The sequence below is a fragment of the Leptonema illini DSM 21528 genome, from assembly GCF_000243335.1.
In the GTDB taxonomy this organism is placed as follows: Bacteria; Spirochaetota; Leptospiria; order Leptospirales; family Leptonemataceae; genus Leptonema; species Leptonema illini.
Map to the genome: position 1 here is coordinate 785,048 of NZ_JH597773.1, position 24,875 is coordinate 809,922.

General features: G+C 54.2%; 34 protein-coding genes. 17 read left to right on the top strand and 17 right to left on the bottom strand.

Annotated elements, in window-relative coordinates:
• Window positions 1-76: 76 nt before the first annotated feature.
• The 3 genes from LEPIL_RS03525 (at window position 77) to LEPIL_RS03535 (ending at window position 3,104) form a co-directional block, all read left to right on the top strand.
• Window positions 77-1,204, top strand: a complete 1,128-nt coding sequence (locus LEPIL_RS03525) for a DNA alkylation repair protein (protein WP_002769983.1) — start codon at window positions 77-79, stop codon at window positions 1,202-1,204.
• A gap of 43 nt (window positions 1,205-1,247) precedes the next feature.
• The gene (locus LEPIL_RS23755) at window positions 1,248-2,000 is read left to right on the top strand and encodes a DUF4087 domain-containing protein (protein WP_211208609.1); all 753 of its coding nucleotides are present in this window, start codon (window positions 1,248-1,250) and stop codon (window positions 1,998-2,000) included.
• 147 nt (window positions 2,001-2,147) lie between these two features.
• On the top strand, window positions 2,148-3,104 hold the full coding sequence (locus tag LEPIL_RS03535) for an alpha/beta hydrolase (protein WP_002769985.1): 957 nt from the start codon (window positions 2,148-2,150) through the stop codon (window positions 3,102-3,104).
• Between the two features lie 22 nt (window positions 3,105-3,126).
• On the opposite strand, the gene LEPIL_RS03540 is transcribed toward LEPIL_RS03535, so the two are convergent.
• The 8 genes from LEPIL_RS03540 to LEPIL_RS03575 form a co-directional block, all read right to left on the bottom strand.
• Window positions 3,127-4,338, bottom strand: a complete 1,212-nt coding sequence (locus tag LEPIL_RS03540) for a zinc ribbon domain-containing protein (RefSeq protein WP_002769986.1) — start codon at window positions 4,336-4,338, stop codon at window positions 3,127-3,129.
• 63 nt (window positions 4,339-4,401) lie between these two features.
• On the bottom strand, window positions 4,402-5,679 hold the full coding sequence (locus tag LEPIL_RS03545; RefSeq protein ID WP_002769987.1) for a type II toxin-antitoxin system HipA family toxin: 1,278 nt from the start codon (window positions 5,677-5,679) through the stop codon (window positions 4,402-4,404).
• A complete protein-coding gene (locus LEPIL_RS03550; protein WP_078123277.1) occupies window positions 5,676-6,044 on the bottom strand; it encodes a helix-turn-helix domain-containing protein in 369 nt (122 codons plus the stop codon). The genes LEPIL_RS03545 and LEPIL_RS03550 overlap by 4 nt, the downstream gene beginning before the upstream one ends.
• Before the next feature lie 194 nt (window positions 6,045-6,238).
• Window positions 6,239-6,925, bottom strand: coding sequence for a hypothetical protein (locus tag LEPIL_RS03555; RefSeq protein WP_002769991.1), 687 nt, complete (start codon window positions 6,923-6,925; stop codon window positions 6,239-6,241).
• Between the two features lie 46 nt (window positions 6,926-6,971).
• Window positions 6,972-7,862 carry a tetratricopeptide repeat protein gene (locus tag LEPIL_RS03560; RefSeq protein WP_002769993.1) on the bottom strand — a complete coding sequence of 297 codons (891 nt, stop codon included), beginning with the start codon at window positions 7,860-7,862 and terminating at the stop codon, window positions 6,972-6,974.
• Entirely contained in the window at window positions 7,862-8,755 is an 894-nt protein-coding gene (gene nadC / locus LEPIL_RS03565) for a carboxylating nicotinate-nucleotide diphosphorylase (protein WP_002769995.1), read from the bottom strand. The genes LEPIL_RS03560 and nadC overlap by 1 nt, the downstream gene beginning before the upstream one ends.
• Window positions 8,755-9,171 (bottom strand): PDZ domain-containing protein, encoded by a 417-nt coding sequence (locus LEPIL_RS03570; RefSeq protein ID WP_040918269.1) that lies wholly within the window; start codon window positions 9,169-9,171, stop codon window positions 8,755-8,757. Before LEPIL_RS03570 ends, nadC begins: the two co-directional genes overlap by 1 nt.
• Window positions 9,172-9,224: 53 nt before the next feature.
• Entirely contained in the window at window positions 9,225-9,485 is a 261-nt protein-coding gene (locus LEPIL_RS03575) for a hypothetical protein (protein WP_002769996.1), read from the bottom strand.
• A 246-nt stretch (window positions 9,486-9,731) separates the two neighbouring features.
• On the opposite strand from LEPIL_RS03575, the gene LEPIL_RS03580 reads away from it, so the two are divergent.
• From LEPIL_RS03580 to mltG, 5 genes are all read left to right on the top strand, one after another.
• Window positions 9,732-11,300 carry a sodium-dependent transporter gene (locus LEPIL_RS03580; protein WP_002769997.1) on the top strand — a complete coding sequence of 523 codons (1,569 nt, stop codon included), beginning with the start codon at window positions 9,732-9,734 and terminating at the stop codon, window positions 11,298-11,300.
• Entirely contained in the window at window positions 11,297-11,455 is a 159-nt protein-coding gene (locus LEPIL_RS23295) for a hypothetical protein (RefSeq protein WP_002769998.1), read from the top strand. Before LEPIL_RS03580 ends, LEPIL_RS23295 begins: the two co-directional genes overlap by 4 nt.
• A 50-nt stretch (window positions 11,456-11,505) precedes the next feature.
• Window positions 11,506-12,294, top strand: coding sequence for an enoyl-CoA hydratase/isomerase family protein (locus LEPIL_RS03585; protein WP_002769999.1), 789 nt, complete (start codon window positions 11,506-11,508; stop codon window positions 12,292-12,294).
• A gap of 15 nt (window positions 12,295-12,309) precedes the next feature.
• On the top strand, window positions 12,310-13,131 hold the full coding sequence (locus tag LEPIL_RS03590; protein ID WP_002770000.1) for a glycosyltransferase family 2 protein: 822 nt from the start codon (window positions 12,310-12,312) through the stop codon (window positions 13,129-13,131).
• A 133-nt stretch (window positions 13,132-13,264) separates the two neighbouring features.
• Entirely contained in the window at window positions 13,265-14,269 is a 1,005-nt protein-coding gene (gene mltG / locus LEPIL_RS03595) for an endolytic transglycosylase MltG (protein ID WP_002770001.1), read from the top strand.
• A 25-nt stretch (window positions 14,270-14,294) separates the two neighbouring features.
• On the opposite strand, the gene LEPIL_RS03600 is transcribed toward mltG, so the two are convergent.
• From LEPIL_RS03600 to LEPIL_RS23305, 9 genes are all read right to left on the bottom strand, one after another.
• Window positions 14,295-14,621 (bottom strand): hypothetical protein, encoded by a 327-nt coding sequence (locus LEPIL_RS03600; RefSeq protein ID WP_002770003.1) that lies wholly within the window; start codon window positions 14,619-14,621, stop codon window positions 14,295-14,297.
• Window positions 14,622-14,845: 224 nt separating this feature from the next.
• A complete protein-coding gene (locus LEPIL_RS03605) occupies window positions 14,846-15,274 on the bottom strand; it encodes a hypothetical protein (protein ID WP_002770007.1) in 429 nt (142 codons plus the stop codon).
• 3 nt (window positions 15,275-15,277) lie between these two features.
• On the bottom strand, window positions 15,278-15,679 hold the full coding sequence (gene vapC, locus LEPIL_RS03610) for a type II toxin-antitoxin system tRNA(fMet)-specific endonuclease VapC (protein ID WP_002770009.1): 402 nt from the start codon (window positions 15,677-15,679) through the stop codon (window positions 15,278-15,280).
• Window positions 15,676-15,909, bottom strand: coding sequence for an antitoxin (locus LEPIL_RS22805; RefSeq protein WP_002770011.1), 234 nt, complete (start codon window positions 15,907-15,909; stop codon window positions 15,676-15,678). The genes vapC and LEPIL_RS22805 overlap by 4 nt, the downstream gene beginning before the upstream one ends.
• 64 nt (window positions 15,910-15,973) lie before the next feature.
• Entirely contained in the window at window positions 15,974-16,468 is a 495-nt protein-coding gene (locus tag LEPIL_RS03615) for a GNAT family N-acetyltransferase (RefSeq protein WP_002770013.1), read from the bottom strand.
• A gap of 58 nt (window positions 16,469-16,526) precedes the next feature.
• A complete protein-coding gene (locus LEPIL_RS23300) occupies window positions 16,527-16,670 on the bottom strand; it encodes a hypothetical protein (protein WP_002770014.1) in 144 nt (47 codons plus the stop codon).
• Between the two features lie 95 nt (window positions 16,671-16,765).
• Complete coding sequence (locus LEPIL_RS22810; protein WP_143464652.1) at window positions 16,766-16,885, bottom strand: helix-turn-helix transcriptional regulator; 120 nt, start codon at window positions 16,883-16,885, stop codon at window positions 16,766-16,768.
• Between the two features lie 31 nt (window positions 16,886-16,916).
• Window positions 16,917-17,270 carry a helix-turn-helix domain-containing protein gene (locus LEPIL_RS03620; RefSeq protein WP_157135017.1) on the bottom strand — a complete coding sequence of 118 codons (354 nt, stop codon included), beginning with the start codon at window positions 17,268-17,270 and terminating at the stop codon, window positions 16,917-16,919.
• 333 nt (window positions 17,271-17,603) lie between these two features.
• The gene (locus LEPIL_RS23305; protein ID WP_157135018.1) at window positions 17,604-17,936 is read right to left on the bottom strand and encodes a hypothetical protein; all 333 of its coding nucleotides are present in this window, start codon (window positions 17,934-17,936) and stop codon (window positions 17,604-17,606) included.
• 30 nt (window positions 17,937-17,966) lie between these two features.
• On the opposite strand from LEPIL_RS23305, the gene LEPIL_RS03630 reads away from it, so the two are divergent.
• The 9 genes from LEPIL_RS03630 to LEPIL_RS03665 all read left to right on the top strand — a co-directional run bounded on the left by LEPIL_RS03630 (window position 17,967) and on the right by LEPIL_RS03665 (window position 24,867).
• Window positions 17,967-18,575: a hypothetical protein gene (locus LEPIL_RS03630; protein WP_002770028.1), complete on the top strand. Its 609-nt coding sequence runs from the start codon at window positions 17,967-17,969 to the stop codon at window positions 18,573-18,575.
• 34 nt (window positions 18,576-18,609) lie between these two features.
• Window positions 18,610-19,077, top strand: coding sequence for a 50S ribosomal protein L13 (gene rplM / locus LEPIL_RS03635; protein ID WP_002770030.1), 468 nt, complete (start codon window positions 18,610-18,612; stop codon window positions 19,075-19,077).
• 15 nt (window positions 19,078-19,092) lie between these two features.
• The gene (rpsI, locus tag LEPIL_RS03640) at window positions 19,093-19,503 is read left to right on the top strand and encodes a 30S ribosomal protein S9 (RefSeq protein WP_002770032.1); all 411 of its coding nucleotides are present in this window, start codon (window positions 19,093-19,095) and stop codon (window positions 19,501-19,503) included.
• Window positions 19,504-19,720: 217 nt separating this feature from the next.
• Window positions 19,721-19,867, top strand: a complete 147-nt coding sequence (locus LEPIL_RS23310) for a FeoB-associated Cys-rich membrane protein (protein ID WP_002770033.1) — start codon at window positions 19,721-19,723, stop codon at window positions 19,865-19,867.
• Window positions 19,864-20,094: a FeoA family protein gene (locus tag LEPIL_RS03645; protein WP_002770035.1), complete on the top strand. Its 231-nt coding sequence runs from the start codon at window positions 19,864-19,866 to the stop codon at window positions 20,092-20,094. The genes LEPIL_RS23310 and LEPIL_RS03645 overlap by 4 nt, the downstream gene beginning before the upstream one ends.
• Window positions 20,095-20,098: 4 nt before the next feature.
• On the top strand, window positions 20,099-22,345 hold the full coding sequence (gene feoB, locus LEPIL_RS03650; protein WP_002770045.1) for a ferrous iron transport protein B: 2,247 nt from the start codon (window positions 20,099-20,101) through the stop codon (window positions 22,343-22,345).
• Between the two features lie 17 nt (window positions 22,346-22,362).
• Complete coding sequence (locus tag LEPIL_RS03655) at window positions 22,363-23,136, top strand: alpha/beta fold hydrolase (protein ID WP_002770047.1); 774 nt, start codon at window positions 22,363-22,365, stop codon at window positions 23,134-23,136.
• Between the two features lie 100 nt (window positions 23,137-23,236).
• Window positions 23,237-24,388: an AAA family ATPase gene (locus LEPIL_RS03660; RefSeq protein ID WP_002770049.1), complete on the top strand. Its 1,152-nt coding sequence runs from the start codon at window positions 23,237-23,239 to the stop codon at window positions 24,386-24,388.
• Window positions 24,385-24,867 carry a hypothetical protein gene (locus LEPIL_RS03665; RefSeq protein WP_002770051.1) on the top strand — a complete coding sequence of 161 codons (483 nt, stop codon included), beginning with the start codon at window positions 24,385-24,387 and terminating at the stop codon, window positions 24,865-24,867. The genes LEPIL_RS03660 and LEPIL_RS03665 overlap by 4 nt, the downstream gene beginning before the upstream one ends.
• Window positions 24,868-24,875 lie beyond the last annotated feature (8 nt).

Consider the following 24,875-nt stretch of genomic DNA (forward strand, 5'->3'; position numbering starts at 1 on the left):
AAAAAGAGCTGCTGCGCGACTTTGTCGAAGAAACGCTTGAACGAATTCTCGGTTTTCTCGATCAGAAGGAGTCCGTATGGCAGGACTGAGCGCTGAAAATCCGTTTAAAGACGTTTTCAACCGACGCGTGCTTGAGGCGTTAGGTCGCCGGATTAAACGAGAGCATCCGGCCTTTGACGATACGCTATTCGTTCAGCTGAGCATGCACGGCCTGAAAGAACTCGGGCTCTTTGAAAGGTCGGATCATATCTGCGAATGTCTCAAGCAAACGTTACCCGACGAATTTCCGGAAGCCGTTCGCATACTCGTCGCCGCTCTTGACGATCCGCTGCCCGATCCCGGGAAGACGGACTGGGATTCATTCATCGTTATGCCGCAGACGCGCTTTGTAGCACGGTACGGTCAGGGCCATTACGATCTGTCGATGGCGGCGCTCTATCAGATGACGCAGCGCTTCACGGCAGAAAACGATCTGCGTACGTTTATCGAACTTGACTATCAGAGAACGATGAAGCTTTTACAAAAGTGGGCGAAAGATCCGTCGCATCATGTACGTCGTCTCGTCTCTGAGGGAACGCGCTGCAGATTGCCGATGACAGGTCGCATCCGCCGATTCATTGAAGATCCACGGCCCGTTTTCGAGCTGCTGGAATTGTTAAAAGACGACGGGTCGCTTTATGTGCGCCGATCCGTTGCGAACAACCTGAACGACATAAGTAAGGATAACCCGGATCTGATGCTCGATCTGCTTGAACGATGGTCGGTTGATGCAGGCGACGATCGTCGATGGCTCATTCGCCATGCGCTGCGTACTCTCATAAAGAAAGGCAACGCTCGCGCCTTGAAACTGGCGGGCGCCGACACGACGGCAAAGGCGTCGCTATCCACTTTACGAATGACGACGAAACGCATCAACATCGGCGAGACGGCTCGATTCGCATTTCGGATAACCTCCGAAGCGAAAAAAAAGGCCACCTATATCGTCGATTACGACCTCTTTTTCAAGAAGAAGGATGGATCGCTGAAACCGAAGCGCTTCAAGCTGCGACGCCTCACTCTGCAACCGGGTGAGAGCCGCCTCGTCGAAGCGCAGTTCCGCGCCGTTCACACCTCGGGCCGAACGATCTACCCGGGACGCCACGAGATCGAGGTACATGTTAACGGAGCAGGCTCCGGTCGACTGAGCTTCCAGATCGTCGAATGAATACAGCCTTGACATGATCGCCGATGTCGGGCATCGTTGCCGCATGAATCGCCCTCTTCTTGTTGCAACGATGCTTCTATCAACGACTGCGCTGCACGCCGCTCCGACGCTCTGCCAGAAGGATGAAGTCGTCGCCTTCTCGTGTCAGACCGACAGCAAGAACCGCATCGTATCGCTCTGCCTGTCAAAGGATTTTGGAGCGAAAAGCGGCTTTATCGTCTATCGCTTCGGACCGGCCGAGAAGCCCGAGCTTGTCTTCCCGAAATCGAAAACAGGCACGCAGAGCCAGTTCACCTACGACATCAGCATCAGCGCCGAGCATATACGCGAGGCCTCGACGTCCACCGTCACATTCAAGAACGGCGGAGCGACCTACACTATCTTTCGCGAGATATTCGACGCTACCGTTCAGTCAGAAGGTATACGAGTCCTCTTCAAAGGAAAAGAAACGATGATGGCATGTACATCCGAAGCTGAGGAAGATCTGAGCCGCCTTTCTGTTCTGTGGAAGATGGAGCGCCGCTGTGGCTGGATTGATAATCCGACGCCCGGGAACTGGTGGATCGAAGATAGCGAAGCAAGCTGGACGATCAGCGCCCAGGGAGGCTATCAGGCCGACGGTGAAATGCCCGACTTTGAATCCAGCTGGGTTCGCACGAACGGCTACCACGGCTATGGCTGTGCATGCATGACGGCCCAGGTCGATCATAAAAATAAGCAGATCAAACGCTATAAAGACGTGAAGGTATTGCCCTTACAGCGATGCAAGTCCGACAAAAAGTTAAAAAAACGCTGACCTTTTTTAACATCTTTCTTTGAACAGCAAGGCTGATTTTGCTTTTCTTAAAGCATGGCTGGTGTAGCGTGTCTGCATGGGCTGAATGCCTGCTCCGGTATTGGGCCCGTGGCCGAATCCGGAGTCGATCCTGCGTGGAGTCACCTTATGAAACGTCGCACTGTCCTTGCCCTTCTTTCAGGCCTCCTTTTGTCGCTCTCCGTAGCCGGCTACTCAGCGCTGCATTCCCGCCCGGCAGGTTCGCACGCCGATATCGTCTACAAGGTAGTCGGCGACCAGAAGATCCCTCTCGATATCTATCTGCCCGAAAAGGCGAACGGCAAAACGCCCGTCGTGGTTTTTATTCACGGTGGAAGCTGGATTCGCGGCGATAAGTCGATCCTCGGCCGACACTATTTCAAGACGCATCGCGATCGCTTTCTCGAAGAAGGCTTTGCCGTCGTCTCGATCAACTACCGCCTCAGCTCACCCGGCGGACCCCATTTTCCGGAGCCCATCGTCGATTGCAAGGATGCGGTGCGCTGGGTTCGAAAGAATGCCGATCTGTATAATTTCGATGCCGAAAAAATCGGCCTCTGGGGCGTTTCAGCGGGCGGACATCTTGCCATGATGGTCGCCTATTCCGACGAGCAGGATTATAAAGGAACGCCCGAGCTTGCGGCTTATTCATCAGAGGTGAACTACGTCATCAATCACTACGGTCCGACGCATCTGCCCACGCTTTTCGAGGTCGAGACCGGCAAGGAGCCCATCGGGTACGCACGGCATATCGTCTATTCGATCCTGGGGCCGAAGGCGACCGCTCCGCTTGACGAGCGAGCGCAGATCTTTACTCAATACTCACCCGTAACAAACGTACGCAAGAAGGTGCCGACGCTCACCTTTCACGGCAGCGCCGATCCTGTCGTTCCCGTTAACCAGGCCCACATTCTCGATTCCGCTCTGAAAAAAGTGGGAGTGCAGAGCGACCTGGTCATCTATGAAGGCGAAGGCCACGGCTTTATAACGATGGGCCAGGAAGGGCGCAGTGATCTTCTGCGTCGTGGCATTGAGTTCGCGAAGCAATATTCGAAGAACCATACGGCAACGGCTCTGTCTCGATAAAATACAGGTAAAGCGGAGGGCGTCAACCGGCCCTTCGCTCGACTCCGCAGCAACGGCAATGCTTTGCAAATTTGTACGTCGTCCCGCCACAGGAAGAACAGGGCTCCTGCTGCACGAATCCGCAGGAGGAGCATGCCGCATCACCATGCGGAAGTCTTTTACCGCAGTTCAGACAGCATCCTTTTGCAATGCGCCGCTCGATCAGTTTTTCGTGGCTAAAAAGCTTCTTCTGGAAGAAATACACAAGATAACCGGCCACGGCGACGACAACGAGGATAACGCCGTAATGCCAGAGCGCAACGAGGTTCCATGAGAGCAGCAGCTCCCATAGCTGCTTGAGCAGCCTCTTCGGCAGAATATCGTAGATCATCCAGAAAAGCTTCAGGGCGACGGGAATGGCTGTTACGACAAGCAGATGCGAAGAGATCAGCGTCTGAATGCCCCGCCCTTTCTTGAAGCTTCGGTTAAACCAGAAATAAAATCCTATGAGCAGCGGCAGCAAAAAGGAAAGCTGCATAAGCAGAACTTTGACCGGAAACCAGAAATGACCACTGCGCGAGGCCTCACGAATGGCCTCCTGATCGCTCTTGCCCAGCGCCCCGATATGAGAGCGAAAGGCGGCGATCTTCTCATTCTTATCCACGGCAGCATCCATTGTCTGGAGCTGCACGGTTAGATGGTTGAAGCGGTTCAATGTCGCTTCGTATTCCTGACGCACCTTCGCCACTTCAGCCGGGTTCTGTCCGCCTGCCTGCGTCGTATCATACGACACCTTTACATCATCGAGTTTGCCTTGCAGATCATCTCGTTCGTCGTCAAGACGATCGCGTGCGTCGACAAGCGCGAGCACCTCTTTATCTCCACCAAGAGATCGCAGCTCTTCGAGTAACGGAATACAGGCAGGATAGTGATCGGTCGGTCGCCCTGAGTCGCCGTAGTCCTGAGCGTTTCGCTCGCTCCGGATCAGCGAGGTGATCTTACTGCGCTCATTCGTGCTGTTCCAGTCTTCACGCAGCACCATCTCCCGACAGGATGACGGTATGTATTCTTCGGGCGATGTCAGCTGAGACGTATGGTCGTCAAGGCCTTGAAAAAGCGCCATCAGAATCAGAAAGTCGAGAAAGAGCACGATGATCAACGAGGCCTTTCCGATGGGCTCGTTTTCACCGGCATATGTAAGGTTCTGACGGGCGTTATTGGAAGCCCTCTGGATTATGGCGACAATACGACTCATACCTTCCTCGCGAATAGAATACGGTTTTATCAATATTGGACGTAGAGGCAGGAAAAAGGTTCGCTACGTCAGAAAAAAACGGTGCAGCGAACCGATTCCGACTGTGGCCGCTTCATCGATACCGGCCTCGCCTGCGAAGTAGTTCCACCTGCGCACGGCATCCTCCACCTGCCTTATGATATCGAGAGGCTTCTTTACATCGGCGGCACGAGACGCTGCGAGAAGATCATCCAGAACAAAGAGGTCTCGCTTTCCGTTACAGGACATCTGATGGCTGTCGATAAAGGGATTCCCTGGTTTATAGCTGAAACAAATATCATAAGCGGGTGAGATCTGCCACGACCCATCGCCATACATTAAGAAGGCATGGTTTTTCGCATGATCATCCTGGTTGCGAGCGCAGATGTTGAAAACCATGCGACGAAACATCTCATTCAGCTCGTCCTGCCCGAGACGCAGTTCACGCATGGTTTGGAACAGACGTTCGTAACCGCAACTGCCCGGCGGATCTCGATCGACATGCGCGATGCCGGCGAAGGTCGCTACGTGCACCTTCTGATTGCCATCGACACGATCGAATCGCTTCGTCATGAAATGCATTCGATTGCCGTCGGGAAGAAGTCTGCTTTCCATCACATTGATCCCGGCAGCAAAGGCCATCTCGTTGTAAGCGTATTCGATTCGCCCGATCTGATGAGACGTGGCCAGCTCTTCGTTATCCACTTCGTCGAATTTCAGTATCCAGTGCTCAAAGCCTGCCGGCACATCGCTCTGGCCAGACAGCACCTCACCCGTCGCATCATTGACGGCGATGATAGCCTTCGCCTTCGCACCACCGGCGCTGGTGCCGACGGAGATCAGAGAGGTTAACGCCTGATCCTGGATACGCGCTCTTTTTGTATTCTGATCGGCAAGCACAGACCGGGCCAGTTCGACAAGTTCACTGATCTCAACGGGAACGGAGCGCTTCTGAAAGTCCTCTGCCAGATCAGGCTCATATTCGAGTGCGCCCATCCCCCTGCTTCCAACGTAACAGAGCCTCTCCAGCGGATTCAGATCGTTCAACCGTTTGCCGTGCCGAACAAGATAGGCATCCAGCATACGATTACCGAATTTTTCGGGCAGACTATCTGCGATCACACCGGGCAGGCCCTGAAAGGTCTTCGTCCCTGCCAGCTCAGGGAAGCGAAAGATGCGCCTGGACAGCGGCATCATCAAAGGGCTGACCTCAAGACCACTTCGAATAAAGTCTTCGTCGTATTCGAAAGCAGCCTGGCCCCCTTCCTGCCACGCAAGAGCGCCCACTCGTTTTCCCCATAGAAAAACGGCAAGAGCCTTCATTTGCTGTTCTCTTGCTGACGGCCTTGCTTTCGGTGAGCCGGACGCTCCGCTTCGGGCCGCACTTTCTGGCGCCGACTTCGACGCCCGTCCTGTCTATTCGCGTCCAGAAGCTGCAGGGGAGACGGCTGCGGACGTTCAAGCAGAGGAAGCAACCAGTCCGTAAAACCGACGGCGCGGCTGAGCCGGATCAGCGTCGATAGCCGGACGTCTTTGCCGGCAAGGGCAGCACTGACTGTATTGCGATTGAGACCGGCCAGGGCGGCCAGTTCCTGCTGATCAAGGCCGCTCTGTCGGGCCCTCAACTTCAGATTCTCTGCCACCGCCTCAAGCAAAGATTCCATGGGAGCGTTTGGATTCGTTTGCATAATACTATAGGCAGAAAACTATATCTCCACCATATCTGCATAGTATATTATGCAGATAGAAGGTCAAGTAAATTCGGCAATCTCGAGCTCCTTTTTGCCTCCGGCCTGCCCTACGATCATCGTAAAAGGCCGTCGGCATGACCATCATCCGATTGCTGATCTGCGAGCAGTGGCCGAATAGCTGTATGCTTTGGTCACTCCCTCTTGATCGGAACAAAGCAGAACACAATCATCAGCAGAAACATCAGCGCGACGGCGATAGCGAAGATCTCGTTCAGCACCGACCGATAGACGAAGGCGGCCATACCAAGCGCCGCCGTAACGATCGAAGCAAAGGCGATGGATATGGCAAAGCGGCTTCCGTGAATCCAGTATGGAATCAGGCACAGAAACGAAAGGGCCAGGCCTCCCCATTTCTGCCAGGTGAAGATCTGAAGAAGGCCAAGCTCGCCCTGAATCTCTGCACTCTGATAGCTCTCGCTTCGCAGCTTCCCTGTAATAGAAAGCAGCTGGATGTTCTCGAGAAGATCGCCGAGCAGGACGACAACGCTGAGCAGCATGACGATATAGAGCATGCGAATGCCGCTCAGGCGATAGGCCGTCCATGCAAACCAGAAAAGGAATCCGGAATAGAGGATCATATAGACGAAATCGATTCTGTTGCCGAGATCCATGGCGGCGATGATGGCACCGGCATCGGGCCCGCTGAAAAGCGTCTCGACCTCAGCCGGAGTCTCGATAAACTCAAAGGCGATGACGGGCGTGATAAACCCTCGCGGCATCGGACCCGCCTTCGCCGGAAGTACAAGCATAAGCAGAACGCTTGTGAGCGCAACGGCGATACCGAGCCATCCGACGTTCTTGAAGGGCCTCGCGTTCATACATTGCCTCCGTTGGTTCTATTCGGGCGGCTCTTTCTGGACGGTTTTAACCGCCCGTCTTATCTCGATCGGCGACCTTTCGCGCCTCAAGCAAAAAAGCCAGGGCCTTATCTTTATCGCCCGAGAAAAGATGCAGCAAACTGAGATCGACAAGATCCTTCATGTCGTCTTTTGCAAGGCTTTTCTGCTGCCTTTTTTTTCGCTCTTCAATGCGGGCCTTGAGCCGTTCGGTGCGCTCTTTCAGACGATCAGAGACCTCTTCAAAGAAGGCCGAGGTTTCGCGATCCCGCTCTCCGCGAGCCTGCTTCAGGTGTTCTTCAAAAGACACGTACTTTTCATTCGATGACGTAACCTGCTTCAACTCTTCGAACGATTCCCGGTAACGACCGAGCTTCATCAACAGAGCTGCGTGCAGATTGAGCAGAGCGGCATCGTCGGCCTGTTGTTTGAGGTAGGCCTCGCAGATTTTGAGCGCCTCTTCGTTTCGATCCTGCTCGCCGAGAACGACGACCAGCCCGAGAGCGGCGATGCGACTGGAAGGGTTAAGCGTCAGAGCTCTCTGGAACGACTGCGCCGCTTCGACGTACTGCTCCTGACTTTCGTGTATATAGCCGAGCAGAAGAGCGGCGCGAAAGAAATCGGGCTTCAGCTGCAATGCGCGACGAAGATGCTGGATCGCCCCCGCATACTCTTTTTGCCTGAAAAGCTCGCTTCCCAGGTTAAACAGGATGGTATCGTCTTCGCGAAGGGCAAGGGCCTTGCGATAACAGGCTACGGCGCCGACGCGATCCTGCCTTTTTGAAAGAATGGCGCCGAGATTGATCCAGGCGGCGCGGTTCGTCGCGTCGGATTTCAAGAGGCTTTTATAGACGGCCATCGCCTCGTCTTCACGCCCCGCCTTCTGAGCGGCGACGGCCTTTCGAAAGAGCTCAGACATCAGCGCCGGATCTCCAGACTGAGATCCAGGAATCGCGTCGTATGCGTCAGGTAGCCCATACTGATGCCGATGCCCTTCAGACCGGCAAGCTCGGGGAAGCGTTCGGGCTTCCATCCGCCCGAGAGCTCGATAAAGGGGCGATCGTCGACGGGAAGCGTTTCAATTTGTTCGATGGCACGACGAATCTTCGCCGTGTCCATGTTATCAAGAAGCAGCACGCGAGGCCGGCATGAAAGCGCCTCGTCGAGCTGATCAAGTCGATCGATCTCGATCTCCAGCGGAACGGACGGATGTGCCGCCCGGATGCGTTCAACGGCCAGGGTTATGCTGCCGGCCGCCTCGACATGGTTATCCTTAATCATGGCCATATCAGAGAGATGAATACGATGGTTTGTTCCGCCTCCGCAATATACGGCATACTTCGCCGCACGTCGGTAACCGGGCAGCGTCTTTCGCGTATCAAGGATGGCGATGTCGGGGCCGGCCTTTGCGACGACGGCAGCCGTCGTCGAGGCGATGCCGCTTAAATACTGCAAGAAATTCAGAAGCGGGCGCTCGATGCGCAGAATACCGGGCAGCGATCCTTCCATAGAAAGAAGCGTATCGCCGGCAGAAAAGCGATCGCCGTCGCGCAGCGTCTGAACGATCATCAGATCGTAGCCCGTCATCTCGCGAAAAAGATCAAAAAGAAAACGACTGAGCGCCATACCGCAGAAGACGCCCTCTTCGCGAGAAACGATCGTTGCGAAGGCCGTCTCTTTTTTATCAAAGATGGATTCTGAGGTAACGTCGCCCTCAGGAGCATCCTCGGCGATGGCAAGTCGAATCAGCGTTTCGACGTCTTCGAGTCGAAGTTCGCGGGCCGGGTTCGTGTAATGCGGACGTCTATCCATCAGAACTGCTCTCCCTGCCGTCGGAATCGCTCGGGCATCGGTTCGAGGGTAACGCGCTTGAGAGCACGCCCACCATCCCGGCTCAGGACCTCGATTTCAACCTGCGTGCCCGGCTTCAAAGAAAGGATGCGTTCTTTGAGCGTATACGGGCCGATCACTGGATAGCCGTTCGCCGAAACGATCAGGTCATAGGGCCTTAATCCGGCTTTTTCTGCCGGCGAGTCAGGATAAACCTCTGAAACCATAACGCCGTCAAGGGTCTCCATATAGAGAATCCCCAGATACGCCGGGCCCTGGGCCTGCTCAGCGGCCGGGGCGGGCTTTTTCTGCTCAGAAGAACAGGCGAAAAGAAAGGCGACCGAGACGGTCATTGCGAAAACGAAAGGAAAGCGATACAGAATTCGATGCAGCCTCATACGATACCGATACCATCGGCCGATCTTCGCAATTCCTGAAGAATGCTGAGGCCTTACCGTCGACCGGATTTCTTCGATTTCTTAGCGCCCTTTTTTGCGGTCTTCTTCGCGGCGCCTTTCGCGCCTTTCTTTGACGATTTCTTGTTACCGCTTGCTTTTCCGCTCTGATCCCACAGCTTTCTGTAGGCCTGATCGGAGATCTGTTTGGGTTTTAATCCGTACTCTGCTCCGAGATCGACCGGCGATTTACCGGCGCGATACTTGCGTTCGATCTCGCGTTTCGCATTTTCAGGAAGGTCTGACCATCTTTGCATCGTCCGCCTCATGAGAATGATTTTACTTAAGAGCCTGTTCTGGAGCAGGCTCTTAGCTCTTCCAGACCGGACGGCAAAGCGGCACTCCGCATCTTTCGCGACCCGACCCTCCGTATATTTAGCAGCCCCCGAAGAAAAATCAAACTTTTTTTTCGTAATGATTCTTTTCGCGAAGTAAAAAAACGGTTGGAAGCGATACGTTCTACTCTTCCGTTACCCTGAACGTTCATACAACGGAGCAGCACAGTGACAGGACCAGCTAAGAAAGAATCATGGGGATCCATGCTTGGAGTCATCCTTGCCGTTATGGGAAGCGCCATCGGGCTCGGCAACTTCCTGCGATTCCCTGGCCTTGCCGCGAAATACGAAGGCGGCGCCTTCATGATTCCGTATTTTGTCGCCTTGCTTCTGCTGGGAATTCCCATCGCCTGGCTTGAATGGACGATGGGTCGCGCAGGCGGCCAGAAAGGATTTCATTCCACCCCCGGCATCTTTCGCGTTATCTGGCCTCATCGCGCATCCCCCTATGTCGGATTCCTCGGCCTCATCGTTCCCGTAGGCATATACATGTACTATGTGGTGATCGAGGCCTGGTGCCTCTATTATGCATATCAATACGCCATCGGCACCTTCCCTCTGCATGACGGAGCCACCGCATACCAGAGCTTCTTCGCCGACTTTACCGGCCAGAGCGCGAACGGCATCCTCTTCGGCTTCGAACATTCCAACTTCATCGTCTTTTTGCTCATCTGCTATGTACTTAACATGATCATCATCTATCGCGGACTTGCCGGCGGCATCGAGCTTGTAAGCATGATCGGCATTCCGGTGCTTTTCGTTTCGGCCGTTGCCATCCTGGTCCGGGTGCTGACCCTCGGAACGCCTGATCCGGCGTTGCCCGAACAGAACGTGTTGAACGGACTGGGCTTTATGTGGAACCCGCAAACGGAATCGAAGAGCTTTCTTGAAAGCCTTTCGAACGGCGAGATGTGGCTTGCGGCGGCCGGACAGATCTTCTTTACGCTTTCGGTCGGCTTCGGCGTTATCATCACGTATTCCAGCTATTTGAAGAAAGACGATGACGTCGTTCTTTCGGCGACGACGTCGGTGGCCGGTAACACCTTTGCCGAGGTGGCGCTGGGCGGCATGATCACGATTCCCGCCGCCTTTATATTGCTCGGTCCGGCGGCGGCAGGCGGCGGCACCTTTCAGCTTGGATTTATTACCCTGCCTCTTGTGTTCGAACAGATGCCGATCGGTTCGCTTTTCGGATTCCTGTGGTTCTCGTTGCTCTTTATCGCCGCCATCACATCGTCGATCTCGATGTTGCAGCCGGCCATCGCCTTTTTTGAAGAGGGAATCGGCACCAGCCGTCGGGCAAGCGTAACGCTGCTGAGCTTTGTTACGTTTGTGGGCACGGTTGTCGTAGCATATTTCTCGAAAGGCCTTATCGGTCTCGATCAGATGGACTTCTGGATCGGTACAGTCTGCATCTTTCTTCTGGCGACGATTCAGGTCATCTTAGGCGGATGGGTTTTCGGAGCCGATCGCCTGATCGCCGAGGCGCGCAAGGGATCGGTGCTCAGTCTTCCGCGCTGGATCGCCTTTGTCATTCGCTTCGTTTCGCCGGTGTATTTGATCGTCGTCTTTATCGTCTGGCTGTATCAGAACCTCGGCAGCTATATCGAAACGCTGAGCAACGACGATAGCGCCCGCATGACCTTCCTTTTTATTCTTTTCCTGTCAGGGTTCTTCATCACACTGATCGCGCAGGCCGTGCGTCGCTGGAAGCGGCAGGCCGGGGAGGAACGATGACCATAGGCGGCTGGATTATTATGACGGCATCGCTCGTCTTTGTTACGGCGTTCTTCGCCGGATCTCTTTATCTTGTGCTGAGACGCAGGCCCGACGTAGAGCATCTGCATTCGACGTTCGATGAGACCCCTGATATGGAAGAAGAGAAGGACTGACCGCCACGGTTTCGACTTGTCGTCTGCTCAAGCGGTGAAAAAAGGTCGCTGTGAGCATCGTTGAAGCCGAAATCCTCAAAGACGAGCCGGGTATCCATGTCGTCTATCTGAACAATCCCGAAACGCGCAACTCCATGACCCTTGAGATGGGCCTGGCGTTTCATCGCACGTTTCAAACCCTGGCCTCGCTGGATCCGCTTCCGCGTGCCGTCATCATCACCGGGCGAAACGACGTCTTCTCGGCCGGCGGCGATCTGAAGCTGCTGAAAAGCTTCTCTGAAAAAAGCCGCAACGAGAATCGCGAGTTCATGCAATCCTTCTATAAACTCTTCCTGACCGTGCGTGATATGCCCTTCCCCGTTCTGGCCTGTGTGAACGGACATGCCGTCGGCGCCGCCCTCGCCCTTGCGCTGGCCTGTGATCTGCGCTATTTTCTACCCGATGCGAAGTATGCCTTCAACTTTGTAAAAATCGGAATCCATCCTGGCATGGGATCCAGCTTTCTTGTGAAAGAAGTCGCCGGCATGGCCCAGGCGCAGGAGCTTCTGTTAACGGGCCGTTACATCAGCGGCGCAGAGGCCATGCAGCGCGGACTCTGTCACGGCGTCTTTTCTGCCGACGAAATCTTTGATCGCACCGTCGATCTTGCGCGAGAGATCGGCTCGGCCGCTCCTCTTGCCGTGCGCCTTCTCAAACGATCTCTGTATGCATCCGGTGATCTCGATCAGGCGCTGCAGAGAGAGGCCGAAGCGCAGGCCGAGAATTACGTCAGCGCCGATTTTCGCGAGGCCATCGCCGCCATCGAGGATAAGCGCACGCCACTCTATGTGGATAAATAGCGCAAGGCCGTTACCATGTTGCCCGTATCTGTAACCATCATTACGTATAACGAAGAGAAGAACATCGCCGACTGCATCCGCTCGGTCGAGTCGATCGCCGACGAGATCATCGTGCTAGATTCTTTCAGCACCGATCGCACCGAAGAGATCGCCCGCAGCTTCGCAAGAGTACGTTTCGAGAAACATGCCTTCGACGGCCATGTACAACAGAAGAACAGAGCGCTCACGCTCTGCAAGAACGAATGGGTTCTTTCGCTTGACGCCGACGAACGCCTGAGCCCGGAGCTGGCCGCTGAGATCGCCGCGCTTGATGCGGCAAAGATCGCAAACGAAGGCATCTCGGGCTTTCGCATGCCGCGGCTAACGTATCATATGGGTCGGGCCATTCGACATGGAGGATGGTATCCGCAGCGACGCTATCGCCTTTTCAAGCGCTCGGTGGCGAAATGGGAGGGTGAGAATCCGCATGATTATATCGTCATCGACGAGACGGGAAAAGGCGCCACGCTGAAAGGCGACCTGATTCACTACAGCTTCGTCGACCTGTCACAGCAGATCGATACGATCAATAAATTCTCTTCTATCGTCGCCTTTAACCGACACGAGGCCGGGCGTCCCTTTCAAGTGATGAAGACGCTGATCAAGCCGTTCGGCAAGTTTATAGAGATCTATTTCTTCAAAGCGGGCTTTCTCGACGGCTTTCCGGGCTTCACCATCGCCGTCGCCTCAGCCTTCTCGACGTTCCTGAAATTCGCCAAGATCTTCGAGATCGATCGCAAGTATATCGAGCGTCCGTCTAACCTGCGAGCTGACTACAGGGCTCAGAAGAAAAAATAGCGGCCGGGAAAGAAACAGGCAGAATCCGAAACGTAAAAACGGAATCGAAACCGCAGAGCACAATCGAAAGCATAATCGAAAAAACAAAACGAACATCATCTGAAATATCTGACAGACTGAAACGGAAAACACCATGAAACTGCTCTCTACATTACTGAAACCAAAGATCCTAAGCCTTATCGCCGCTGCCGTTATCCTTCTCGGTATTGCCGCCTATATTCCCGGACGCCCGACCGGCGACGGCATGAAAAACGTCGAATTCGAGATCGAACGCGGCACGGGCATGTCACGGGTCACAAAATCGCTCGTCGACCAGGGTCTGATCGGGAACGAGCTCTTCTTTCGCATTATGATGAAGGCGACGTTTCGCGACGGAGCGTTAAAGGCCGGCATCTATGAACTGAACGACGGCATGAGCGCCTATGAGATCGGCTCCATCCTGTCGTCGGGCAAGGTTCAGATGATCAGGGTTACGATCCCCGAAGGCTGGACCAATAAACAGATCGCCGAACATGCGGCCTCTCTGGGCCTCTGCGCCACGCCCGACGAGTTCATGGCACTGACACAGAATCCTGAAACGCTGAAGAAATACGGCATCCCCGGCAAGAATACGGAAGGCTATCTTTATCCTGAGACCTATTTTCTTGCCCGCGGCGTGAAGGCCGACCGTCTGCATGAGGCCATGCTCGATCGCTTCTTTGCAACGTTAGCCGACGCCAATCCTCCGGCCGATCTGAAGCCCGAAGATCTTTTCAAGGCCGTCATCCTTGCCTCGATCATTGAACGAGAGGCCGTGCATCGCGAAGAGCTGCCGAAGATGGCCGGCGTTTATTTGAATCGCGTAAAGAAAGGCATGCGCCTTGAGGCCGATCCGACCATTCAGTATATTCTCGGCGATCCGAAGAAGAAGCTCTACCTGAAAGACCTCGAGGTGAAATCGCCGTATAACACCTATCGCAACAAAGGCCTTCCTCCGGGGCCCATCTCAAACCCCGGCATCGAAGCGCTGCGGGCCGCCTTTCATCCCGAAGAGCATGACTTCCTGTTCTTTGTCTTGAAGCCCGATCAGACGCATGAATTCACAAAGACCTACAAAGAGCATCTGCAGGCGAAGAAGATCTTTCTTGATGGCAGGTGATGGCAGAGAGGAAGGATGAGTGGACTTATTCAAGCAGGGAGCGGCAATAGGCCTCTCCCTGTTTCGTAGCGGAAGCGCGAATGCCTGTTTGGTTAACACCAGGAACAACCCAGTTCTGAAGATTCGCCAGAACATCTTCATATCCTTCATATTCAACTGCGCTTAACTCTCCATAAGGTTCTCTGCAAAAATAGAGCTTTATTAAGCCTCGCTGGGTCAAATCAGCGATAGCAGGTCGCATTTCCTCTTCCGTAATCTCTGGTTGATCAGCAAACTCCCAGAGAAGCTCCCACAATCCGACGTAATCTTCAATTGCAGCAAACAGGATGGTTTTTTCGAAGCCTGTATTCATGAGTTTCTCTGTAAGAATCCTTCATTACAGACGTCTCTTGCTTAGGGCTGAGAAAACCCAGCCCACAATTGTGGGAACAGCCAACACACAGGCCACAACGACGTAGTTTACAGCTCTTCCAGCTCCTTCTAAAATAATAAGCGAAGCGGCCAACAACACAGCCCATACGCAGAGAGAAAGATAGGCGAAACGAACCAAAACCCGGATTCTTCTCGTAAGAGCACTCATGGAGCCACTCCTTTTTCCGCTCTCGGCTGAGCGATCACGTAAGGCCCATCAGAAACATACATCATGCTGTAATCATAGCGGTCATCGGAATAGCGCTTGCTGGCTGATTCATAGTTGCCCTCCGTCCACGAAGCTACATCGACCATTTCATCAAAGCTGCGATAGTATTGATCGTTATTCGGCCCGGTGAATCGAACCGAATAATGGTAATCTATATTGCCACACCGAGTCCACGCTTTTAGCGACTTCACGCCGGCCAGATTTTCGTAAATGTCTCCTTTCACCTGCTTCAACCATAAACCGTCAACGAAGGCCGTATAGTCGAAAACGCAATACACAGCCATTACAGTGAAGAAGATATGCCAGGCGATAACTCCGCCGAGAACAACCAGAAGGCGTTTTAACGTGCTTTTAAAGTATTTCAACGCTTAAACCCAGTTTTCAACTCGCAGCCCTTTAATGCGTTTGAACTCTCTTATATTGTTCGTAACCAGAACCATCTCATGCACCTTAGCCTGGGCCGCTATAAGCAGATCATAGGGGCCGATGGGCTTTCCTGATGCTTCCAGTGAAGCTCGAATCTGACCGGCCTCTTCTGCCTCTGCTATTCCAAAAGGCATAACCGCAAGGAAATTCAAGAAATCACGGAGCGTCCGGGTATTCTCAAGGGGGCGGGCGCTTTTGCTGACGCCGTAAAAAAGTTCCGTAACGGTGATTCCAGAGATTGCGACCGCATCAAGACCGACTTCATGAAGCTTCTTTTTCACGGCCGGGGGCCGCCGATTAATGATATAAATGCATATATTGGTATCAAGAAGATACTGCTTCATTCTGGTTCCACGAATGATCGTTGATCATACTGCTCAGGCTGAGATCGCTCAATCGGACCAGAAAAACCTTCGAGCACAGCCCACAGGCTATCCACTCCGGTCGCTACGGGAGATAGAATTACAGTATCACCTCTTCGAGAGATGTACACCTCTTTCCCGGAAAAGCGGTATTCCTTCGGCAGACGAACAGCCTGACTGTCGCCGTTCTTAAAAATCCTGGCTCGATCCATATATATATGGAGGCATATATACAGAAACCGTCAACTGCTTTTTGGCCTAATCATCACCCCCTCATCACAGCCTCAACTCATACAGGCTGTAATCCAGCCCCATCACCGGTGGCGCCTCTCGCAGGTAGACAAAGCCCCTGCGCAAATACAGAGGTAGAGCTACCTCCATAGCCGTGCTTGTATGCAGATGGATACGCCCGTAGTTCTGCCGGCGGGCCGTTTCGATGCAGTGGTCGAGCAGAGCCGAGCCGATTCCCTTTCCATGAAAGGCCGGATCAACGACAAGCATTCGGATAACGGCACAATCCGCATCAAAGAAGTCAGGACGCGGCCCGCCCGGAGGCGTCAGCGCAACGGAGCCGGCGACAGTACCATTATAGAGAGCCACAAACATCGGCATCTCAGCGGCAAGCCGGCTTGTCGTAGCGATACGATCGCGCATGGCCGACCAGTCAGTATAGCGATGGGAGAGAAGACCGAAGGCAGCAACGGATATCTCGTTCACGCGGGCTGCGTCGGCGAGCTGGAAGTCGCGGATCTGAATGGGGCTGGCTGTCATGGTTTGTAGCACGAGTTTTGAGGGAGCATGTCAAGTTATTTCACAAAAGGAATGCGCTTCATCCCTTCGGCTTCATAGCGGCATAGATCTTTCTCTGCTGCGCAGTTACCTGAATTGGAGCAGGATTCATAGCAGCCTTTATAAATTTATATGCTTCAGGGCCTGTAAGCACTGGGATCTTTTCAAGCTCAATAGCGGGCATGTGAGTCTCTCCACAAAATCACCCAGCTACGCGTTCCGTTCGTCGTCAAGGCTATTAAGGTCCGCAGAGCCCTTGCCTCTATGCCGATGACTGCTCTACCTTCTCTCCAGATCATAGCGAGATTGCAAATTGAGCCAGAACTGAGGCGATGTTCCAGAGAATTCAGAAAACCTCAACGCAGTCTCGGCCCCAATAGAACGCTTGCCACGAATGATCTCGCAATGAGCCGGTCTTCATACGTTCTCCTTACAGGACCTTTCTCATTCTTTTTTCCAGCGAATCCGGGATTCTGATACTCAGGTTGGATTCTTCGACCCCCTGTTTCCCACGCCCGCCACTTCTCCGCTCGAAAGAAATGCAGAGGTTCAGATCCAGTGCACGAGCATAATCGACCAAATCGCCGATTCGAATGGATCTCAGTGCGGCCATCTCGAGTTTCGAAATCCGCCCCTGAGTACACTGCATTTTATCGGCCATTTCGGCCTGAGTCAATCCGGCGGCATTTCGCAGAACGCCCAGCATCCGTCCGAGGGCTCTTTCCTCAATGGTCCTCTCAACCTCTTCCTGGAAGCCAGGATCATCGGAAAGAGAGCGGACCATCTCCCGTACCGATCTGTAACCTCTTTTCATGTCGTATCTCTCCTTCTAAGACTGCCAACGAATTCCTTGCAGAATTGAATGTCTGACGGCTGGGAGTTCTTATCGCCGATTGTAATCAGGTGCAGAACACAATCCGTTTCTGCTGCAAAGACATAGAGGCGTGTCTCCTTCTTGCGACCTTTGCTCCCAGTCTGATCGACGGCCAGTACTCCCATTGGCTCCCGATGCAGAAATCCAGCCTGAATCAAAGCAGGCCTTGCTCCGGAATCGAGCGCAGCCCGCAGATCCTCCAGATTGGCAAGTATGGCCAGAAGTTCTTCACGATGCTTCTTTTCATATTCCCGAAATCTGCGAATGTATTTGCCCGATGGCATCAACTCCCACATGCGGAATATTCCCCTTTGGAATATTCCGCAATGGAATTTTCATTGCCCGTAGAAAAATCCCGTTGCTGCACCTACTGGTTCGTCTTCCGGCCTTTTGATTATAGAAAAAAGTCTTCCTTATGAATTTTTTGATCGAGCAGGCTGGAATGAAATCCTGTGCCACCAATACCGTTCCCACCGCACCCACCCGAACCGGGCCTGGCGCTCCACCCAACAACAAAGCGCCACCCGCACAGTGAGGGATGAGGTGCGGTGGGAACTTTCTTTTTTTCTTTGACATCACCGTTTTCCGGCCGACCCTCAGAACAGGATGAGCGAGCAGAACAGAGCAGAACAGAACGCCGATCAAACGGCGGGGGCGAAGCTTCAGCTTCTGCTCCAGCAATTGAAGCTTCTCGAGAACGAGAAGAAAAAGCTGTATACGGAGTTCGAGAAGCGCAAGCGCCAGCGTGAGGCGCATCAGCGTGCGCTTGAGGCGGAGCGTGGTCGCACCGAGAAGCGTCTCGGACGGCTGGAGCGCATCCTCGATGCGCTGAATAAGGCAGTCGAGCGCATCAAACGTATCGTACAGCGCCTGAAGCTGATTCAGCAGCAGCAGGAGCATCTGGCCGACGAGATCCTGCGCCGTCTTGAGGGCATCCCCCGCCCCGATGAACGCCGCACGTCCGTGCCACGCAACCGCGCCCCGGTAATCGAGAAGCGTCCGAGCCGCTATCCGGCGCTGCCAGGCCTGCGTCCGACGGGTACGGTCGCCGAGGCAGAGCCCGAGACTCCGGTAGAAGCGGAGGTTGCCGATCTGTCGCCCGATGAGGCGCGCGAGGCTCGAGAGGCGCTGCTCGGTATTTTACAGGAAATCCAGTCCTTCCGGCAGAAACGGGAAGAAATCGAAAAGGAAGTTGACCGTCTCAGAACTCTCTGAAGTATGGCGTACATTCTTTCTTTTCGGAATTGTTATGAGCACCCATCTTCTCAAGTCACAGAGAACGCCCTATGTGCGTAACGAAGAGATCCAGCAGAACTGGATTCTCGTCGACGCCGAGAATCAAACCCTGGGCCGTCTTGCCTCTCTGATTGCCTACCGCATTCAGGGCAAGCACCGTGTAGACCAGTCTTTTCACCAGACGGTGGGTGACTTTGTCGTCGTCATCAATGCCGGGAAGATTTCCGTCACCGGCAACAAGATGGATCAGAAGATCTATTATCATCACTCCCGCTATCCGGGCGGTCTGCGTGAAACGACGCTGGCCGACAAGATGGACCGTGATCCGGCCTTCGCCCTCGAAACGGCGGTCAAGCGCATGCTGCCCAAAGGCCCTCGTGGCCGTAAGATGGCTCTGCAGCTGAAGATCTACGCCGGAGCGGAGCATCCGCATCAGGCACAGAAGCCGACTCCCGTCGTGCTGAACGAAAACAAGCAATAAGTCAGGTAGAATCGTATGACAGAAACAACGAAAACCCGTCCGGCACGCACCATATTCGTAGGCCGTCGTAAAACATCCGTAGCTCGCGTGAAAATCGTCGATGGTAGCGGAACCGTTACTGTGAACGGAAAGACCGTCGAGCAGTATCTGCCCGTTCTGCGTATGCGCAAGCATGCGACGCAGCCTCTTGATGTTGCCTCTCTGTCGACGAAGGTCGACGTGCTGGTGAACGTCAACGGTGGCGGCGTCGACGGACAGGCCGGCGCCATCCGCCTCGGTATTGCCCGTGCTCTGATCGCTCGTGATCCCGCTCTGCGTCCGCTTCTCAAGTCGAACGGCATGCTGCGTCGTGATCCGAGAATGGTAGAACGTAAGAAATACGGTCTGCGCAAAGCACGTCGCGGAACGCAGTTCTCGAAACGCTGATCGGCGGCCGAAACGCTCAACGATCTTGCACAAAAAAAGGGCTTCCGGGCCCTTTTTTTATTTTCGGGCCCTGCTCCCGATCGGAGTCGTAAGGCTGCGGAAGATGCAGGCCGAGTTTTGTTTTTGCTCCTGTGCTTATTCTTATCAGGGGCTTTTTTGAGACTGTATCTCATTAAGGCTTGACGAATGCGGCCATCCTGCCGTTTCTGGAGGCATCATGAATCTCGATCTGCTCTTGATCGGAGCCATCATCCTCGCAGCCCTTCTCTACCTCGGGCATCTTGGCATCAAATCCCTGCATTCTATGCAGAAAAAAGAATCCTCTGCCTGCGGCAAATGCGGCTGCTCGGAGAAGGTCTCATGAGCGCCCTTCACCGTCTGCTGCCCGGGCAGAGCGGTATCATCGAAGGCTATGAACTCGAAGATGAGTCCGTTCTGCGCCTCGGCGAGATGGGCCTCATTCCGGGCCAGCAGGTGAAGATTCTTAAAGTTGCTCCTCTTGGCGATCCGATCGAGATCGAAATCATGCACTACCGCCTCTGTCTGCGCAAGCGCGAGGCGGCAAAAATCCAGGTCCGCCCCCTTCCTTAAAAAAATGCAGAGCACAGAGACCCGCACCATTCATATCGCCCTTGCCGGTAACCCCAACACCGGCAAGACCACTCTCTTCAACGCCCTCTGCGGCACGCATCAGAAGACCGGGAATTATCCGGGCGTAACCGTCGAAAAAAAGACGGGCTACTTTCGCGAAGGGGGGATGCAGTTCGCCGTCGTCGATCTTCCGGGCCTCTATTCGCTGCGTCCGTCGGCGCCCGACGAACGCATCTCGGCCGACATCCTCACCGGTCGTCAGAAAGATACGGCGTTGCCCGATCTCGTTCTTGTCGTCGTCGATGCGACGAACCTTGAACGCAATCTGCATCTGCTGGCACAGTTAACCGAGATGCAGCTTCCCGTCGCCGTCGCCCTGACGATGACCGATCTTCTTGAAGAAGAGGGCATTCTACTGAATATCGAGGCGCTGCGAAATCGACTCGGTCTTCCTCTATTCGATGTGAACGTGCGCAGCGCGCAGAGCATCGATCGGTTGCGTCGTTCGCTGGCCGATCTGGCGCAGAACGCCGCTTCTTTCAGGGCAAAGCCGTTAAGCGAAGGCTATCTTCCCGCCGCTCTTGAAGATCTGATCGCAAAGGCGAACGAGAGGCGGCCGGCCGGCGTGCGGGCGCTCTCGCGCTTCGAGCTTCTGAATCTTATCTTTTTTCCGTCTGACACCGACGCCTGGCTGCGATCCAGCAACGGGCTCATGTCTTCGCCCGACTTCCTATCCTTCGTGCAAGAAACGAGAGAACAGGCGAAGGCAGTGGGTGCGGCCGCTCCGTCTATGGTCACACAGGCGCGCTACAGAGCGGCGGCCGAGATACGCGAAGGCTGTGAGAAACGCTCGGCGGTGAAACGTCTCAGCCGCACCGATCGCATCGATCGAATACTCACGCATAAGTTCTTCGGCCTTGCCGCCTTTATCGGCGTGATGGCCGTCGTCTTTCAATCGATTTATACGGGCGCCGCTCCGCTGATGGATCTGATCGACGGCGCATTCGGATCTCTCGGCGACGCGGTCGGTTCGATCGGATGGTTAACTCCGCTTATGAAGTCGTTCCTGGTGGACGGCATCATCGCCGGCGTCGGTTCGGTGATCATATTTGTGCCGCAGATCGCCATCCTCTTCGCTCTGATCGCCTTTCTTGAGGATTCGGGTTATCTTGCCCGTGCCTCTTTCCTGATGGACCGCCTTCTCGGATGGACGGGCCTGAACGGACGCTCCTTTATTCCGCTTCTTTCAAGCTTTGCCTGCGCCATTCCCGGTATCATGGCGGCGCGCGTCATCGCCGACGAGAAGGCGCGCAAGGCGACGATCCTTGTGGCGCCTCTGATGTCGTGTTCGGCGCGACTGCCCGTCTACATCCTCTTTATCGGGGCCTTTATCGAGCCCGTTTACGGAACGATCGCCGCCGTAACCGCTCTCTTTGCGATGCATCTGCTCGGCATCGCCGTCGCCCTGCCCGGCGCCTTTATCCTGAATCGCGGCATTCTGCGCACGCCACAGATGCCTTTTATTATGGAGATGCCCGCCTACCGCCTGCCCGTTCTGCGTAACGTTTTCTTTCGCGTGAAAGAGGCCGTGTGGAATTTCACAAAGCGAGCCGGAACGATTATCTTCGCCTTCTCGGTCGTCATCTGGGCGCTTTCGTACTTTCCCCGTAACGAGAAGGCAGCCGATGCCTATGTGGAGCCGCTGGCGCTGCAACTCCAGGCCCTGAATACGGCCGCACACGTCGATGATCCGCAGAAGGCCGTTCAGCTTGAGATCGATAAAGAGATGCTCATCACGCAGATGGCTAACGATCGAGCGGCCTTTTATTTAGAGAACAGTTATCTCGGACGTATGGGCCGCGCCATTCAGCCCTTCTTCGCTCCTCTTGGCTTCGACTGGAGGCTGTCGGTGGGAATCGTAAGCGCCTTTCCGGCACGCGAGGTCATCATCGCCACGCTGGGCATCATCAACAACGTCGGCGCCGACGCCGACGAGGAATCCGACGATCTGCGCTCGTCGCTGCTTAACAGCACCGACGAAAGCGGAGCGGCTCTTTATACGCCGCTGACGGCGATCACGCTGATGGTCTTCTTCGCCCTCTGCGCCCAGTGCATGAGCACGCTTGCCATTATTCAGAAGGAGCTCGGCCACTGGATCTACCCGGTCGGAGTCTTCGTTTACATGACGGGCCTGGCCTATGCACTGGCGTATGCGGTGCACGAGATCGGCCTCTGGCTGATCGGCACCTGACCGGTCCGGAGTTCTGTATGCAACTTGCCTTTCGTCGCTTTGAGGGCCCCGGCGCTCCTCTGATTATTCTGCATGGCCTTTTCGGTTCGAGCAAGAACTGGGCGACGCATGCAAAAGAGCTGAGCGCCTTTTATGATGTTTATACGGTCGATCACCGCAATCATGGCGACTCTCCCTGGAGCGACGAACATACGATGAAGGCGATGGTCGCCGATATCGTCGCCTTTCAAAACGAACAGATCAGGCGACCGGCCCTCTATCTCGGCCATTCGATGGGTGGCCTTGTGGCCATGGGAGCGGCCCTTCTGCATCCCGATCTTGTGAAGGCGCTCATCGTCGCCGACATCGCTCCGCGGGCCTACGAGCCGCATCATCAGCGTGAGTTTGCCGCTCTGCGAATCGACGTCTCTCAGATGGCGACGCGACAGGACGTCGATCGGGCCATGGCGGCGGTGCATCCCGAAGCGAGTGTGCGTCAGTTCTTACAGATGAATCTCGAACGTGAAGGCGACGGATTCCGCTGGAAGGTGAACGTCGATGCGCTTGAGAAGGCCGAGTATCTTGCGGAGTTTGATACCGTCTTCACGGCCCTCGATCAGACATACGGCGGCCCGGCTCTCTTTCTTGGCGGGCGCTCCTCTACTTACATAAGAGAACAGGATCATGCTCGCATTAAGGAGCTTTTTCCACACGCAGAGATTCGCGTTATCGACGGCGACCACTGGCTGCATTATTCGAACTATGCAGGGTTTATGCGCGAGGTAAGCGGCTTCTTGAAGCGGATTGCGTAAAGGGCCCGCTGGAAAAGTGCGAAGGCAGTATAGCGAATTGCTTGACAGAGCTGTAGTAGAAATCATGAACTTACCTTAGCCTGAGCTATCATTGCTACCCATGACACGATTGAAGCTTAAAAATTTCGGCCAGATAAGAGATGCAGAGGTTGCCTTCGGCGATCTTACTGTTCTTGTAGGTCCGCAGGCGACAGGCAAAAGTCTCTTCCTTCAGCTCCTCAAGTTGATTATTGACAAAAAATCAATTCATTCAGAATTGAGGATGAGAAACGTGATCTGGGATGGAGATCCAGAGGCCTTTTTGAATCTCTATTTTGGAGATGGGATGCACTCGATCTGGAATAAAAAGACAATAGTCCAGGTTGACAGTAAAAAACGAGAGCTAAACTTCTTTGCCCGACCATATGCATCCGCTACAGCGGAAGAACTCTTCTTCATTCCGGCTCAGCGCGTGATGAGTCTCAAGGAAGGGATGACGCAAACCTTTTCGGATTTCCGAGCAGGAGACCCTTATTGCCTCCGTTCTTTTGCTGACACGCTGCACAATCTGGTGCAAAATGAGTTTGCTCAGTTAGAAACTCTGTTTCCAGTCAGTGGTCGTCTTAACGAAGCATTCCGGGAACCGATCGAGAAGAACATATTCGGAAAATTCCATTTGCAGACTGACTCAGAAAAGTATCAACGTCGTATCGTCCTGAGGACTGAAGAGCGTGATCCTTTGCCTTTCCTCGTGTGGTCTGCTGGACAAAGAGAGTTCGTTCCACTGTTGCTCGGTCTCTACTGGCTTATGCCCTCCGGAAAGATGACCAAGCGCGACTCGGTATCGTGGGTCGTGATTGAAGAACCCGAGATGGGACTTCATCCCAATGCCATTTCTACGGTCATGTCACTTGTTCTTGAACTTCTTGCTCGCGGATATCGCGTAACAATCTCCACTCATTCTCCTCAGGTGCTTGATGTTGTCTGGGCTCTCCAGTTTTTCAAGCAGAACGGTGGAACGGTTAAGGATGTTCTGAATATCTTTGAGCTAAAGAATAACGCAAAAACCAAAGAAGTAGGCACAGCTGCTCTTACGAAAGATTTCAAGGTCTACTTCTTTGGTACGGATGGCATCGTACGAGATATATCAAATCTCGATCCCGGTGCTGACAACGAGACAGAATCGGGCTGGGGTGGTCTCTCCGGTTTTTCGGGCCATGTCGGCGACATCGTGTCGGCCGTGGCAAAACGCGCGCAGAGGGCTGAGGAATGACGTTCAAGGAGGCGGTTGAGAAGGCAAAGCCCCCTGTGAATACGGCCTATAAAAGGCAAAAGGATGCCTTGAAAAGAGACCACGCCAGAAAGATTTCCGTCAAAGAAGGAAGCATTTCTGGTAGCATTGATATAGACTCGGCACTGGCAACGATCAAGGCCGCCCGGCAACCGCACCGCTGGGATTATGGATTGGGCTATCGTGCAAAGAGCGGAGCGGAGTACGCCGTATGGGTCGAGGTACATAGCGCAGAAACGTCAGAAGTCACAGAGGTAGAGAAGAAGCTCGCCCGGCTGAAAGAGTATCTCATTTCCTCTGCTCCAGAGCTTTACGACCTCACAACCAAAAGGGGAAATCCAATCCGATTCGTCTGGCTAGCCAGTAAGGGTATAAACATTCCAAAACACACACAAGAAGCCAGGCGATTACGGCAACACCCGGAGCTTGACATGCCCCGGAAGCGGCTCGAGCTTCCCTGAATATCTAT